Annotated in this window: 11 protein-coding genes; 4 read left to right on the forward strand and 7 right to left on the reverse strand. The window is 46.4% G+C overall.

The features are described 5' to 3' along the window. Positions 1-46: 46 nt before the first annotated feature. Entirely contained in the window at positions 47-1291 is a 1245-nt protein-coding gene (locus R3D00_06510; GenBank protein ID MEZ4772820.1) for a Glu/Leu/Phe/Val dehydrogenase dimerization domain-containing protein, read from the reverse strand. A gap of 129 nt (positions 1292-1420) precedes the next feature. Between R3D00_06510 and R3D00_06515 the strand changes: the two genes are divergently transcribed. Next, positions 1421-2107, forward strand: coding sequence for a ComF family protein (locus tag R3D00_06515; protein ID MEZ4772821.1), 687 nt, complete (start codon positions 1421-1423; stop codon positions 2105-2107). Here R3D00_06515 and R3D00_06520 read toward each other — a convergent pair whose 3' ends face one another. Both R3D00_06520 and tpx read right to left on the reverse strand, forming a co-directional pair. Further along, positions 2108-3100, reverse strand: coding sequence for a VWA domain-containing protein (locus R3D00_06520; GenBank protein ID MEZ4772822.1), 993 nt, complete (start codon positions 3098-3100; stop codon positions 2108-2110). Between the two features lie 147 nt (positions 3101-3247). After that, positions 3248-3766 carry a thiol peroxidase gene (gene tpx, locus R3D00_06525; protein MEZ4772823.1) on the reverse strand — a complete coding sequence of 173 codons (519 nt, stop codon included), beginning with the start codon at positions 3764-3766 and terminating at the stop codon, positions 3248-3250. A 170-nt stretch (positions 3767-3936) separates the two neighbouring features. Between tpx and R3D00_06530 the strand changes: the two genes are divergently transcribed. The 3 genes from R3D00_06530 to R3D00_06540 are packed head-to-tail and all read left to right on the forward strand — an operon-like array spanning position 3937 to position 7568. Beyond that, positions 3937-4473: a sigma-70 family RNA polymerase sigma factor gene (locus R3D00_06530; protein ID MEZ4772824.1), complete on the forward strand. Its 537-nt coding sequence runs from the start codon at positions 3937-3939 to the stop codon at positions 4471-4473. A gap of 17 nt (positions 4474-4490) precedes the next feature. Further along, the gene (locus R3D00_06535; GenBank protein MEZ4772825.1) at positions 4491-5114 is read left to right on the forward strand and encodes a hypothetical protein; all 624 of its coding nucleotides are present in this window, start codon (positions 4491-4493) and stop codon (positions 5112-5114) included. A 36-nt stretch (positions 5115-5150) separates the two neighbouring features. Further along, positions 5151-7568 (forward strand): DUF5686 family protein, encoded by a 2418-nt coding sequence (locus tag R3D00_06540; protein MEZ4772826.1) that lies wholly within the window; start codon positions 5151-5153, stop codon positions 7566-7568. Positions 7569-7579: 11 nt separating this feature from the next. Here R3D00_06540 and R3D00_06545 read toward each other — a convergent pair whose 3' ends face one another. From R3D00_06545 to R3D00_06560, 4 genes are all read right to left on the reverse strand, one after another. Continuing rightward, positions 7580-9496 (reverse strand): M56 family metallopeptidase, encoded by a 1917-nt coding sequence (locus tag R3D00_06545; protein ID MEZ4772827.1) that lies wholly within the window; start codon positions 9494-9496, stop codon positions 7580-7582. Next, entirely contained in the window at positions 9493-9867 is a 375-nt protein-coding gene (locus R3D00_06550) for a BlaI/MecI/CopY family transcriptional regulator (GenBank protein ID MEZ4772828.1), read from the reverse strand. Before R3D00_06550 ends, R3D00_06545 begins: the two co-directional genes overlap by 4 nt. A 670-nt stretch (positions 9868-10537) precedes the next feature. After that, complete coding sequence (locus tag R3D00_06555; protein ID MEZ4772829.1) at positions 10538-11986, reverse strand: AMP-binding protein; 1449 nt, start codon at positions 11984-11986, stop codon at positions 10538-10540. Continuing rightward, positions 11983-12906 carry a transposase family protein gene (locus tag R3D00_06560; GenBank protein ID MEZ4772830.1) on the reverse strand — a complete coding sequence of 308 codons (924 nt, stop codon included), beginning with the start codon at positions 12904-12906 and terminating at the stop codon, positions 11983-11985. Before R3D00_06560 ends, R3D00_06555 begins: the two co-directional genes overlap by 4 nt. Positions 12907-12926 lie beyond the last annotated feature (20 nt).

Below are 12926 nucleotides of genomic sequence, written 5' to 3' on the forward strand. Positions count from 1 at the left end.
TTCGTCCCGAAATAACTACATATAAAAATAAGTTCCAAATCTACATTTAATCAAACTGCGTTTTAAGGATATCTTCGAGCACCCAATTCAGCGAGTTTTGCCATAATTCGCGGGGAAATGGATTTTTTTCAAAAGTTCTTTTTAATGCATTTTCAATTGTAAGCGAAATATCTTCGAAGATTTTCTCATCATTCAGCGATACATTAGGGGACATGAGATAGGCAAATGTGCGGGCCATACCACAATTGGCAATAAAATCAGGGATAACGGCTACCTGATTATCTGCATATAACCCGGTTTCACCCAAAAATATATCGGGATCATTGAAGGGTACATTGGCTCCGCAGGAAATTACTTCCAGTCCGTTTTCCCTCATCTGATCCAACTGGTATTTGGTGACGAGCCTGGATCCGGCAGCGGGGATAAATACTTCTGCACCGCTCGACCAGATTGTGGTATTTATTTTTTCAAAAGGGATGACATTTTCCACTGCCAGCTTATTTCCGTCCCGGTTGAGATAGAGTTCTTTTACTTCCGGCAGGCTCAGACCTTCTTTCCGGATGATCCCGCCACTTCTGTCTATGATTCCTGTAATGCGAAATCCTTCCTTGGCCAGGGTCAGGGCTGCGGCTCCTCCTACATTGCCAAATCCCTGCACAATTACCCGTTTTCCTTCCATGGGTATTCCCCAGATACGGTAAAAATGTATGACGGCCATTCCTACCCCAAAACCCGTTACCATATCGGAGACTGTAATGGTTTTTTGGTCAGTCGTGGGCGCATAGTCGTTGTGGGTAACCCTTTTGCTTACACCGATTGAAAGTTGTTGGATGATGGTTTCTTTTTCTTCCGCCGAAGGTTGGATGTGACCATTGACCACTCCTTCCTGCGGGTGGCTGATCCCCAACGCTGAAGTTATGGGCATTACCTCTCCTACTTCGTCTACATTGAGGTCTCCGCCAGTTCCATAATAATATTTCAACAGCGGCCTTACCGCTTTATACCAGCGCTCAAGCACTCCTTGTTTGCGGGGATCTTCAGGATCGAAATCTATGCCCGATTTGGCGCCACCTATGGGCGGACCACATACCCTGAACTTGATTTCCATGGTTTTGGCCAGGGAAAGCACTTCATTTAGTGTGCAACCCTTGCGCATACGCGTACCACCACCGGCTGCGCCATTTCGAAGAGAATTGATCACTACCCAGCCTTTTGCTTCTGTTTCGCTGTCCTGCCAGGAAAATATAATCTCAGGGGTCTGATGTTCAAACTTCTTTAACTGATCGGTCATAATAAAAGTCCTTTTTAATCCAACCCCAAATATGGGCACGCTTTCAGTGATTCGCAATTTATGAGAAAGAATTATTAACGATTTTTGGGATTTCTGAATTCTTCGTACATTTCCTCAAACAACCATACCATGATCACACATTTAGCACAGCTCTTTGTGGCCAATTCCTGTTACGGCTGCGAATCTCCCCTCACCATTCAGGAAAGATATATCTGCCTGAATTGCCTTTCCCAAATGCAGGAAACACAATATCACCGTAAGATTTCGGAAAATGAACTGTACTACCGCCTGGCAGGCCGTATCCCGCTTGATGGTGCCATGAGCCTGTATTTTTTCTCCAAATCTGGCCGGCTTCAGAAAATCCTTCAGCATCTGAAATATAAAGGCGCCCCCCGCCTGGGTGTATTTCTGGGGCAGTATTATGGGTTTATGTTGCGGGGAGAAGCCTGGTTGAATGAAGTACAAGCGATTGTGCCTGTACCATTGCATCCGACCCGCCTTATTCAACGGGGATACAATCAGGCAGCACAAATAGCACAAGGGCTAAGTCTGGCGCTGGAATTGCCATTGGAGACACAGTTGCTGAGGCGAACGAGGAAAACCCTTACGCAAACCAAAAAGAGTGGCGGGAACCGCTGGGAAAATGTCTCCGGTGCATTTGAGCTAAAAAAAACACCGCCAAAGGGAATTTTATTGGTAGACGATGTGATTACCACGGGTGCAACGCTCGAAGCGTGTATTCGCGCACTGACTCAGTCTGATTCGCCCCCTTCGAAAATATATATCGCCAGTATAGGGATGGCGCAGAAAGGATAATTATTGTTCCAGCGGATTATAGACGAAGGTCAGCATGAGCAGAAATGAACAGGCAATGAGTACAATCGCTACCTGTACAAAAATCGGATAGTGATCCTTTACCTGGCGGAAAACATTTTCTTTAATCTCTGCTTTTTCCATGTCAGAGATTTCTTCGAATATTTCTTTCAGCCTTTCCTGATCTGTCGCTCTGAAGAATCTTCCGCCTGTATTGGCTGCCATTTGCCGGAGGGTTTCTTCGTCCAGATCCGAATTGCCGCCTTGTGCTGCGATTTGGGGCGGGGTATTGTTTTTCCCGATCCCAATACTATATATCCGGATATTAAAGCTTGCAGCGAGCCGCGATGCGGTAATGGGATCGATTTCTCCGCGGTTGTTGGCGCCATCGGTGAGCAGTACCATAATGCGCGAGGGATTTTCGCTGTCGCGCATCCGGTTGATCGATACAGCTATCGCCTGTCCAAGCGCCGTTCCCTGCATGGGAAGGATATTGAAATTGATCCCCTCAATCATCTTGCGCAGCAGGTCGTAGTCGAGTGTCAACGGAGTGTAGCTGAGGGCGTTTTCGGCAAAAAGTACGATGCCGATCTGGTCATTTTGCCTTCCGTCAATAAAAGATATGGCGTTTTGTTTGGCGACTTCGAGCCGGTTGGGGGTAAAGTCTTTTGTTTCCATACTCCCGCTGGTGTCGAGCAGCAGCATAATATCGACGCCGGGAGACTGGTTTTCAACGATTTCCCGGGAAGTCTGTGGGCGGGAAATCGCGACGATAATCAGGGCTATACCTATCAGTTGAAGTGCACGGGGGAGAACCCTTAAGAAGGCTAGATTTACCTTTGGGCGTTGTAGTTTGGTGGGGTCATAACTGAGGCGGATAACAAGCCGCTGTTTGCGGAAATACTGCAAATACCAGAACAGGTACATAGGGATAATAAGAAGCAATAATAAGGCTTCCGGATTGGCAAAGTGATCTATCCCCAGCAATGATTTCATTCAAAAAGTTTAGCCGCAGCAGTCCTGTAAATTACGCAGGATCTCCGGCGTAAAGCAAGTAGAATGCGCAGCAATTCAGACCGTTCACAAGGAAAGTAGGGCCGTACTGATGTACAGCCCACTGGAAAATCTATTTCACTGCTGAGATTATTTCAGCAATTTATCTACCGCAGCCAATGCTTTTTCATACTGAGGCTCCTGGGCAATTTCAGGAACAAGCTCAGAATAGCGAATGGTATTGGCTTTGTCGACAACAAATACCGCACGTGCAGAAAGACCTTTCATCGGACCTGAAAGAATTTCTGTATTGTACTCGTTGATAAAGTCTTTGTAACGAAAGTCGGAACCTGTCACAATATTGGATATACCTTCTGCGCCACAAAATCTTTTAAAGGCATAGGGAAGGTCCTGAGAAACCACAATGCCTACTACTCCTGCTCCTCTTTTGCCCAGTTCCTCATTAAATTTGCGTGTTTCCATCTGGCATATACCGGTATCGATACTGGGTACGGCAATCAGGACTTTGACTTTTCCTTCAAAATCGTCAAAAAGACTTGCTTCGCTCATATCCTCCTTTACAAAAGTAAAGTCAGAAGCTTTTTCGCCTGCTTCAGGAATATCGTCTTTAATGGAATAGGGTTTTCCTTTGAGTGTTACCGATGACATAGATTGAGAATTTGATTGATTTTGGTCTGCGAAGTTAAGGAATAAAAATGAATTCTCAGATCAAACCATCAAAGCGATTTTTGGTTTCAACCCTCAGATAAAAAAGTCATCTTTACAGAAAGGCTGTAATTTTTTGTCTGACATTACGACTTATTTACCTGACCATTGCGATGGATATAAAGTCAAATAAAGAACAAACATTTGTAAATCTGGTGCAAGAACATCAGGGGATCATCCATAAGGTCTGTCGGGTATATGGCAGCCGGGAGGAAGATCACCGGGACTTGTTTCAGGAGATTGTACTGCAATTGTGGCGGGCGTATGATTCGTATAAGGGCGATTCGCGGTTTACTACCTGGATGTATCGCGTCGCGCTGAATACGGCGATATCAGGATTTCGCAAACATACCCGTTCCCCACAACTTCAGATTCTCTCTGATAAAGAGCTGGAAATACCCGGCTGGGACATTGACGCAGACCGCCAGGAGCAGATGAGGTTTCTTTATCAGGCGATCAACCAGTTGTCAGAGGTGGAAAAAGCCATTGTGATGCTTCATCTTGAAGACCATAGTTATGATGAAATCGCCGAAATCATTGGTATTACACGCAACCATGTTGGCGTTAAGTTGAATCGTATCAAACTCAAGCTCCGGCAACTTCTTGAACCACATCTGGCAGATAACCCGCAAACATTTGATGCCACTTAGCACCGTAGGTCAGACACATGAATCTTGAAGAACTAAAATATATCTGGCAGGAGCACGCTGATGATGTTTCCGAAACCATGCAGGTAAATGCATCGGAAATTCACGCTATGCTTCACGCCAGAAGTAAATCAGCCCTCGATAAAATCAACCGCAACATGATGATTGATCTGGGGGGCTTTGTACTGATTACGCTTGGAGGTATTGCATGGGCCCTATACTCCAATACGGTTTTCAATAATTTTGAAATCGGGGTGTTATGCCTGATGGTGTTAGGATCTGTTCTCTTCTACTGGAACAAATTCCGCGCACTAAATCGGGTTTCCATCACTACCGGAAATCTTCGGTCTTCTCTGGAGGAGATTACGACTACGCTTGATTTTTATGTCAAACTCTATTTTTACCTGGTTGTGTATGCCGTACCTGTATTGGGGGCTGGAGGTGTCTTTTATGGATTTTACAAGGGCAGTCAGGAAGAAGGCCGGACCCTGTCTGATGTTACGCCTGCGATCTGGGCTTTGCTGTTTGTCATAATGATACTGTATGCAGGATTTGCCGTCGTCGCCAGTCGCTGGTACGTGCGGAAAATGTTTGGTATTCATTGTCAGGAACTTAAAGATTGTCTAAAAGAACTGGAAGAATAATTACAACAGACCGTTTCTGTATATCGTTTTTCCCTTATGTCAGCTTTTTTCAGACCCACACTCCGCAGAATCCTGTTTTTCAGCGGTTTCCTTTTTGTGCATGCTCTTTCTGCCCAAACTGAAATCAGGGGCAGAGTTGTGGACAGCCTCTCCCACGAACCGCTGGCATTCGCCAATATATTATTTGATGTAGAACATAAGCTGGGCGTAACGGCTGATATTCAGGGAAATTTCCTGATTCGTACCAGTCAGCCTGTTTCTCAACTTCGAATCAGTTATCTGGGCTATAAAACAAAAATAACAGCCCCTGTCTTTGACGGGCTAATGGAGATCCCGCTAATGCCTTCAACCCTTCAACTACAGGAAGTGCTGATTTTGGGCGACAAAAATCCAACGGAAAAACTGATTCGCAGGGTGATTGAAAACAAAAAGAATAACAACCCCGAACGCCTGCCTTCTTTCTCCTACAAATCCTACAACAAGATCAATTACGACCTGTTTACCTTCGGAACGGGAAAACAGGATACCAGTCTGGCCAAATTAGACCGGCTGGCCGATAAGATGGGGCTGCTTATCATGGAGTCTGTTACGGAACGGAAATTTATCTTTCCCGACAAGGACGAGGAGGTGATAACGGCAACGAAAGTATCCGGATTTAAAAATCCGTTGTTTGCATCGCTCGCTACTGACATTCAGCCTTTTTCCTTTTATCAGGAAATTATTCCTATCCTTGACCGGTCTTTTGTAAATCCAATCGCAGACGGAAGCCTCAACCGGTACGATTTTTCTATTCAGGATACCATTTACGGAGAAGAAGATACGGTGTATATCGTGGCGTTTTCGCCCCAAAAAGGGAAAAAATTTGATGCGCTCACGGGCCATTTATATATCAATACCTATCAATACGCAGTTCAGAATGTCATTGCCAGGCCCGCAGAACCAGGGCTGATGGATATTGTAATTGAGCAGCTTTATAGCCGTATTGACGGAAAAAAATGGTTTCCCGAACAACTAAATTTTGAACTGATTATCCGCAATTACCCGCAAAAGAATGTGGGAATGAAAGCCAGTGGACAAAGCTATATACGCGATATCCAGCTAAACCCTTCGATTGATAAGAAGGATTTTGGGCTGGAAAATGTGCGTATGGAAAAAAATGCCGGACAAAAAGATTTGCGGTATTGGACCGGACAACGCATCGATTCTCTCACTGAGAGGGAAAATCGCACCTATACTTTTATGGATAGTATAGGCCAGAAAAATAATTTTGACGGAATCCTCAATCAGGCTGAAAAATTGTCCCGTGGGAGACTGGGTTGGAAGTTTTTGGAGGTGGATATCAATAAGCTGTTTGTTTTCAATGAGTATGAGGGAAATCGTCCCGGACTGGGACTTTATACAGGAAAAGGCCTCTCCGAATGGTTTTCCATCGGTGGGTATTTCGGTTATGGATTTCGGGATAAAGCCTGGAAATACGGGGCCGATCTCACTTTGAATTTTTTTCCCCGACACGATGTGCAAATATATACTGCCTGGTGGCACGATGTGATGGAGCCGGGGCAGTCGCGTCTTGATACGGAAAGAGGCCTTACCAATGTGCGTTCATTTATGACTTCGCGGATGGATCGTACGGACTGGAAACAGGCGGAGCTGAGTTTCCGGGGTTTTCGCTACGGAAAAATTTCTCTGGGCGGAGTTGCCTATAGTCGTTCTCCCGGTTATGATTATTTCTTTATGCGGGATAATGGTACGGAATGGTCAGGAGATTATCAGGTAGCCGAAGCTTTTCTTCGGTTTCGGTATGCTTATAAGGAGCGGATTGTCGAATCCTTTGGGCAGAAAATATCAATGGGGAGCAAATACCCGGTTTTTTCGGCGATTGTGGTTCAGGGATTGGATGAAATTGCAGGAGGAGAAATTCCCTATTCGAAAGTAGAGGCCGGGATTTCACATTCATTCAAAACCAAAAAGTGGGGCGATACACATATACAGGTACGGGGAGGGTTGGCAAATGGCGAAATTCCTGCGCCTTTATTATTTCATGGGCCGGGCAGCAAAAGCAAAAGTGTATGGGTGTATCTGGACAATTATTTTCAGACGATGGGGCTTTATGAGTTTCTCTCTGACCGCTATGCCCATGTTTTTATCCGGCAGGACTTTGGTTCATTATTATTTCAAACACAAAAATTCAAACCCCGGATATCGCTTGTGCAGGGAATTGGTTATGGGAATCTGGCCAATCCTGCGCAACATCAGGGATTTGAATTTAAGACCATGGAGAAGGGCTATTACGAAAGCGGCCTGCTTGTCAACCAGATTTTCAGGATAAACTATCTCAATATCGCTTATCTGGGTTTCGGCGGCGGTGTTTTTTATCGTTATGGCGCCTATCAGTTGCCCGATATGAAACAAAACCTTGCGCTGAAAGTTTCGCTTACGTTTTCCACAAGATAAGACCAGCGGACTTATTTTTTCTCCTTTTTGGTTTCAATTAAAATCACACCGTTAGCTCCCGCTTCGCCATATTTTTTTGTGGCCTTTTTGCCTTTCAATACAAAAACACTCTCTATCATATCCGGATCAAGGGTTTTGATCATAGAGTCATCCTCTTGCTTTTTTCCATTCAAAATGAAAAGGGGCGGGGTATCAGTTTCAGGCCTGATCTGTATGATTGAATTTCCGTCGATCGCATCTACTGCGGGTACATCAGGTATGGGGGGAACTGCCGGAGTTGCAGGAACTGCCGGAGCCGCCGGAGTTGCAGGAACCACGGGAGTTGCAGGCGTGATTGAAACAGCAGCCGGAGCCCCCGGTGCGGCAGAGTGGATGGTAACAGCAGCCGGAGCCCCCGGTGATGAGGCCGTTGCCGGAGCGGCTGTAATCGTTGCGGTTCCGTTAACGACTGGTGGAGTGGGCGGAGTGGGAATTGCAGGTTGTGTTCCTGCTCCACTGCCGACCCAGATATTGAGGGCACTGCCTTTTCCATTTTCGTAGGTTCGGGTAATTTCTACACGCATATTAGTGCCCGATCCGCTGAAGTTGCCGGAGTTTCCATCAGGAAATTTGATCCTGCCCACAACTTTTGAGAGTTTGCCGCTGGTGGTATACTCTTCCTCATTGATGATCAGGTCAATGTCTTTGGTTTTGAGATCAGCTTTCAGCGCTGCGAGATCTTCGCGTGTCATACCTGAATGAATCACAACCCGAAACTCTTCCTTGATCGTTGCAGGGATGACAGGTTGGGACATAGTAGCTGCTGGCGATTCAGGTTCTACGGAAGCAATCAGAGAGGGCGTAGGTGTAAAAGGTTGTATGAATGGAAGCTCGGGTATAGCTGCCGTAAGGGGCTGAGGCTGGGGAGGTGTATGAAATGCGAAAGTGACAAAACCTGTGAGCAAAATCACCAGACTTAGCAGGTTTTTTCCCGTTTTGGTTGTGGGTTGAGTGATGCCAAACAGGCGTTGAATCCGCGCTGTGAAATGGCCGTTTTTTTCAGTTGCTGACATAATTAACTGTGGTTTGGGTGATAAATAAAAGGAATAAGCCTGCGTAAGCGCTTCGGCATAGATGTGCACGTCTCTGCCTGTAGCCAATACGCGATCATCACAGCATTCTTCGCGTAAGTCGCGGATTCGGCCGGAAATCCACCACATTGCCGGATGATAAAAAAGAACGGTTTCTATAAAAGATTGAAATAAGTTTACCAGAAAATCTGCCCGCCGGATGTGGGCCAGTTCGTGCATAAGCAGGGCTTCTACATGGTCGGGCGACATGCCGCTCAGCATACCTGCGGGGATAAGGATCAATGGCCGAAAATGCCAGAGGGTAACAGGGCCTTCGGTCAGCTGGGAAACCAGCAACCGCACGCTGCGGTTGATTCCGGCCTCTTTGGCAAGCACCTGCAGTCTGGCACTCCATTCTTTTGGAGGGGCAAATGTCTGCTTTGTACTCAGCCTGACCAACCCCGAATATCCTACTGCCAGCCGACCGGCAAAAAAAAGTGCGCCGATAAACCAAATCGCTACAACCAGCGGGGTGTACTGCCGCCAGGTCTGGCCAATGGCGGATAGTATTTGCCTGAAAACAGGCTCATGGTTTTGTGGGTTTGTGGTTTGCGCCTCATATCCTGAGTGTGTGCCAAAGGTGATTTCCACCGATGAAGACTGCTCCAGATATTCCCCAACAAAGACATAACCTATGCTGAAGAATAATACCAGACCGGTGAGAACCGAAATATGATATCTGATAAGCGGTGTGCTTTGTTTGAATAAATTCAGGAGGATATAAAGCACAACGGCAGCTGCCAGCCCCAGCCAAAGGCTGTGGAGGATCGCCCATCCAAGGCTGTGAACTACTTGTGTAAAAATATTTGCATTCATCATGATGGGTCTCCTTTCTTTTGTTCTTCCAGCCATTTCTCCAACTCAGCCAATTCTGCCGATGAAGGGCGCGATTGCCCTAAAGCATGAATCGCCAGGTCCATGGCGGAGCCCTTAAACACTGCGTCAACCAACTGGCCAAAAAGGTTTTTCTTAACCTGAGATTCCCGTATGAGCGCTTTATATTCATGCACTTTTCCGCTGGAAACACGCACGACCATTTCCTTTTCAGTCATTCGCTGTATTTGTTTCAGTGTAGTGGTATAGCCTACCTCTTTGGTCTCACACAATTTTTCATGCACAAACCGTACTGTGGCAGGCTCATGCTCCCATAGGATCTGTAGTATTTCAAGTTCGCCGGGTGATGGAGTCATTTTAATTGTTATTGGCTGTTGGGTGTTGGCTGTTGGGTATTGGCTGTTGGGTATTGGCTGTTGGGTTTTGGCTGTTGGGTTTTGGCTGTTGGTTTTGGCTGTTGGTTGTTGGCTGTTGGGTGTTGGGTGTTGGCTGTTGGTTATTGGCTGTTGGGTTTTGGCTGTTGGGTTTTGGCTGTTGGGTATTGGCTGTTGGGTATTGGCTGTTGGGTTTTGGCTGTTGGGTTTTGGCTGTTGGTTTTGGCTGTTGGTTGTTGGCTGTTGGGTGTTGGGTGTTGGCTGTTGGGTATTGGCTGTTGGGTATTGGCTGTTGGGTATTGGCTGTTGGGTATTGGCTAATAGCTAAAGGCTAAAGGCTAATAGCTAAAGGCTAAAGGCTAATAGCTAATAGCTAAAGGCTAATAGAAGTTATGATTCAAAGATATACGACATTTGTCGTAATTCAAAATGGTCTACGACATTTGTCGTAAAAAGTTTTTTGATATGTATCTTAAAACAAAATAGCTATTACAAATAGGTGTAGAAAAAGATAACCATCTGCCGGGCAGACAGGCGGACGAATGAAAGACAAATAACCTTAGGCACCCCGATTTGTGGTCATTCGTGTCGAAGATCTGTATCGGAAATTCGTGGCCTTTCAACAAAGGGCTAGGAAAAAATAACCCCTGATTTAGAAAATGATTTCAACCGGAAAGCCTTTTGTTTTCTGTAAAAATTCCTCCTGGTGAGTAGGGGATGAGAGTCCAACGTATGCAGACCAGCTCCCGTCGGAATGGCAAACCGCTTTGCATTTGGTTACATGGCTGATTTTCCGGATGGTGGTTTCAATTTCATCCCGGGTGAGCTGATAGATTGCGGCTTCTTCTGTGATGCTTAGGGGCATCTGATCGACAATCCGTATTCCCTGGGGAATCATTGCCGGATCAGGCATAGCCTTTACCAGAAAGTCATATACTGCTTTAGGGGAAATCTGTATATTCTTTTTCGGTTGGATAAAAGCTACAGGAACCCATCCGAGTTGGTTGTCGGGAGAAGGAATTACCACAACTGCTTCTACATGCGGGTGGCTGGCAGTGATTTTTTCTACTTTGTCCAGATCTACCAGGCTTTCCCCGGTCTGAATCTCTCTGAGAAATGGTAGTTCCTGCCAAAGCGGCCCTTCCATGTGCGTGTTGGGAAAAGGTTTGCCATCTAACGTAAATCCAATACCCAACTGGTCGATCATCTCCGGTCCGGAGACTTCGCCCAAAACAATTTCCCTGCCTGATAACCAGGGCATAATGTTGCCGCCAACCAGCCCCATACCATGACTGATGGGATATGAAGACCATATAGCGGTAGTTTGATCACCCGTAGGCTCCGCTAACAGCTTTTGCGCTGAAAGGAGGAGTTTTTCGTGAGAAAAAGGCCTGATTTCCGGTTCGTGGTGTGTACCAGACGAATGAAGCAATACAGCAATATCCTGGCTTTGCGGCGGGGCAGAAAGTAACGAATCTTCCGAAAATTTGGCCCTTGTGCGGTTAAAGTCGCCGATTTCCTGTCCTGAAATTTTTTCGGCTTTTCCTTTTTTTCTCAGAGTAAACCGCATACTGGCCTTTTGCAGCGTGCTGAGGTAATCGACGAGATCAATTTGCAGAATGGTTTTTACAAAGGACAAATGCGGTCGGATAAGTTCAATCTTGTCCCAAAGATTTGATTCTGCAAAAGGAGCAGTCGTCACCAGAATACGCGCTTCAGATTGTTCGAGCAGATCGCCAATCTGGTAGGCTTCCAGCCCGGGGTGAATAGGGAAAACAGTGGCAATAGAAGCTGCTCCCCAGAAAACAAAACAAGATTCTGCAATATTGGGTAGCAGAAAGGCAATGGTATCTGTTTTTTTTATACCCAGCGCATGAAACATATTGGCTGTCTGGTTGACTTCCTGAAGCACTTCTGCAAAAGACCATTGTTTCGGTTGGCGATATTTTTCAGGAGGAAAAAATGCAGATAGGCCGGTCTCTTCCCCTTTTTGTTGAGAAGCAAGGGAAAGCAGATCATAAAGGGTGTCGGGGCGATTGGACTGGGAAAATGATGTCGTCATATAAGCAGAATAGGAGACATTATGTAAATTAGATTTCATTGAAAATCAGGGTATTGGGGTAATTTATGCGCTACTCGAAAGTTGTAGAGGCCGGTACAAATGCCCACGGTGGTGTCCCGGAAGTCATTTTTATAGGCGCGGCACTCATCTTTCACCATCCGGTATCGCTTCACCCCGCCGATAAAGTGCTCGATTCTGACCCTTACCCGGGATATGTCCCGGTTTTGTTGGACTTGTTCGGAGGTGAGATCCTTGCCTTTGGGCTTTTTTTGCGGCTGAACAATCTCTACCCCTGCCGGGGCATACCCCTGGTAACCGGTATCCTGCCATAGGCGAAAGCCTGCGGGAATGGAATAACTATCCGCCATCCGCTTATCATGGACACTGCCCGCATAAGTGGGACTCACATACACAATCACTCCGAGCATCGTGGCAAGGAACGCATTTTTGACCGTATGTTTTTTCTTTTTCCCACTGTACTGCGCTTTTTGCTGTTCGGTATCCTGCGGACGCGGCACTTCCCGTTCGGAACCATCGTGCAGTAATTCCTTCCCGCTCTGGTTCTCCAGCGCGGTCTGAAGGTCCGCTTCGGTGCGGGCAGGCATACTTTCGCTCTGTTCCAGGGCCAGTTGCAGTATCGTATGAAGACCGTGGATATAGACATTCGCCTGGGCCTGTTCCATCTCAAACACCTCTGCCTGCACTTCCTGTACCGGATTATGTTTCAAATAGAACAGAATGAAACACAGCCGCTCGGCATGACTCGGTAAGGGACTATTTTGATAGATCACACTTCGCCGAAGACCCTTTCTGGGCTTCCCGTTCAACTCATGCTTTTTCAAATAGGCATCGTGGACGGGCCCAAATTCTGCCAACAGCCGTTCGAAATCTGCTACCCGGTAGCCAGTCATCGACAGAAAATGGCTCGGACTTTTAATCCACTTTTCGTATTTTGACATCTCTCCGCGCGTTTAGTTAC

Source organism: Bacteroidia bacterium (assembly GCA_041391665.1).
GTDB lineage: Bacteria > Bacteroidota > Bacteroidia > J057 > J057 > JAGQVA01.